This window comes from Streptomyces sp. NPDC047108 (assembly GCF_040643575.1).
Classification (GTDB): Bacteria; Actinomycetota; Actinomycetes; order Streptomycetales; family Streptomycetaceae; genus Streptomyces.
The window spans coordinates 1-2,848 of sequence record NZ_JBEYUP010000049.1; the positions used below are offsets into that span (position 1 = coordinate 1).

Here is a 2,848-nt window from a genome sequence, read left to right on the forward strand (position 1 = left end):
CCAGGCAGCACCGTCCCGACCGTCCACCAGCAGCAGCCAACCACCTCAACCACTCCGCCCCAGACCACCGAGCCCGCGGACACCACCTCGGACACCACCTCGGACACGGCCTCGGACTCGGAAGACTTCGGGGACTTCGCGGATCTCCTCGCGGCACCCCCCACACATCGAGACATCACGACCGTCCAGGAGCCACCCGCCGCACACGCCCCGCCCACGACGCAGACACCCGACACCACCGGGCTCCCCGCTCCCGCCGATGACCTCGCCGCCCGGCTGCCGGCGATGACGTCCGAGGACCGGACCCGGGAACTGACACTGCTGCCGCCCGCCCAACTGGACGCACTGGCTGCGGACAGGGAGCTGATCGCCAACCTGCGGGCACAGCTGCCGCCTGCGGACTTCGCCGACACGGCCGCCCAGCTCCTGGTACGGGTGCCTGAGGGAGTCGAACAGCCCGTCTCCGCCCGGGCTGAGGTGCAGAGGCGGATCGCCGGCATGCTGGCCGACCCCGAGGTGGCCGAGCGCCTGGTGAGCCGCGGCGTCCGGATGATCGTGGTCCCCCGGGACGCCCCGCTGACCTCGCTCGGCCCGTTCGCCGCACTGAGCGGCGCCGACGCCGGAGGACGAGCCATCGAGACCGTGCGCGGCCTCAACCACAACCGCCAGGTCGCGGTCACCGAGGAGAACCTGCTGGGCGAGACCACCGTGGTGCCCGGCGACGGTGTCCACCCGGACGGCTACTCCACCACCACCCACGAGATCGCCCACGCCATCCACGAGAGCGGCCTCAGCACGGCCGACCGCGCGCTCATCGAGAGCGCCTACCGGGCCAGGGTGGCCGAAGGCACGGCCGCGCACTGGCCGGACGGTCCACTGCTCGACCCCTCCGGCGTCCGTCCCGGTCCCAACTACTCCTCCCGTGACAAGTACGAGTACTTCGCCCAGCTCACCAACGCCTACCTGGGCACGAACACGGGCACCGACCCGTACACCGGAGCTCCCCGCAACAACGGCGTGAATTGGGTACGGCAGCACGAGCCCGGCCTGCTGCCCCTGCTGGAGCGGCTTTACGGGCCCCCGCAGGAGACGGGCGATCGAGCCAACCCCTTCGTCGCGGTGCAGGAGGAGAACGAGACCTGGACGGCTTTCCGGGAGTTGTGGGACCGGGCCGAGGAGGAGCTGCAGTCCCCGCCATTCGTTCCGTCGCCGTCTGTCGATGAGGCTCCGCAGGGTCTTCGTTTTGCGCCGCCCACGAATCCTGCTGTGGAGCTGGTAGCAGCGTTCGAAGCGCTCAAGGGTTCGTTCGCGTCTTCGGGTCCGGCCCGTGCGGTGCCGGTTGTGTCCTCGTCGTCTGAGTCGGGGATGCGGTCTGGAGCGGGTCGGTCTACGGGTGTTTCCGTGGCTGGTCCGTCATCCGCCGCGTCGTCGGCTGGTCTGTCCTCGGGAGTGCCGGGTGGTGTCGAGTCCTCGGAGTTCAGGACTTGGCAGAGGATGTTCACGCCGGGTGTGTCTGCTGAGGAGCAGCAGCGGTTGCGTGAGCGTATCGCCGTTCTTCGGGGTGGGGTTGTGCCGTCGGATCTGGAGGTGGATCTGCGGCGTTCGGTGCGTGATGGGCTGGCTGCGTTGCCTGGTGTGACGGTGGTCGTGGATGACGCCGCGAACTACGGTCATCAGGCGGCGGCCACGATGTTGATGGACTCGTTGTCCGAACTGGGTTATCCGGGTCGTATCACGGTGGTTGCTCCGGGGAGTGTGCAGGAGCGGTTGCGGTTGCTGGTGCCGGAGTCGATGCGTGAGCGGGTTGATTGGCACACGGGTGAGTTCGGGTCGGGGTCGTCGGGTCCGGGTGTTCGGGGGGTGGGGGCCGAGGGTTCTTTGGTTCTGGTGGCGGCGAGTGACCGTCTTGACGGTGACCCTGACACGGCGAGGGAGTTCCTGGATTTTGTAGGTGCGGATCAGGCGGTTGTGCTGAAGCCGTATGCGTGGGGTGAATCGTCGCGGATGGTCTACAGCCGGGCGGGTGCGGGTGCCCCGGTCACGGTGCATGCCTTGGAGGGGGAGGCGGGTTCGGGGCTGATTCCGAGGGGTAGGGCGCTGTATCGCTTCGGTGTTCCGAAGTTGAGTGGGCCGGAGTTGGATGTTCTGATCGCCGAGCAGGTGGGTGGTGTTCGGGGTGAGGGTCTGCGGGCTGTGGCGGACGCGGTGCGGGATGGCCGGGTCGATGTGATGCCGGTCTACGGTCTGCACAATGTGGATGCGCCTGGTCGTGCTTCGGCTGTGGGCACGTTGGCTTCGGGGTTGCATGGGGCGGGGCTCGGCAAGCCGTCGGTGGTGATCACTTTCGGTGATGCGATGGTGCCGTTCGCTCCGCGTCACCGTGCGGAGTGGCTGGGGTATGCGGGGCTGGGGGATGCGGATCTGGGGGAGCGTATTGCTGCTCTGGGTCCTGATGAGGTCCTGGTGGTGGACGGTGGGAAGTTGCGGCAGGACGTGTTCCGGCAGGTGTATCAGCTGGGTTCGCTGCCTGCTGTTCTGGAGGGTGCCAACACCAGCAATCTGGTGCAGCTTCTGGGCCGTCCTTTCTTCTCGGTGCTGACCAATCACACGCCTTACGACCCTCTGGTGCCTGAGGGGCACGGTGTCGGCCCCGATGGGGGCAAGGTTCCCGCCAAGGAACTTCAGGGGGTCACTGATGCGATTGTTCAGGAGACCGAGTGGGGTGCTCGGTTGCAGGGGGCGCCGGAGTGGGAGCAGTTGCAGAGGGCGCGTACGGCCCGTTCGGTGCTGGGTGATCTGCCTGAGCAGGATGGGGGGCGGTTGCTGACCCAGGATGAGATGCAGCGGC

Annotated in this window: 1 protein-coding gene; it reads left to right on the plus strand. The window is 67.8% G+C overall.

The features are described 5' to 3' along the window. Window positions 1–285 precede the first annotated feature (285 nt). On the plus strand, window positions 286–2,848 hold a 2,563-nt coding region (locus ABZ822_RS32515; RefSeq protein WP_360862068.1), incomplete at its 3' end, for a hypothetical protein.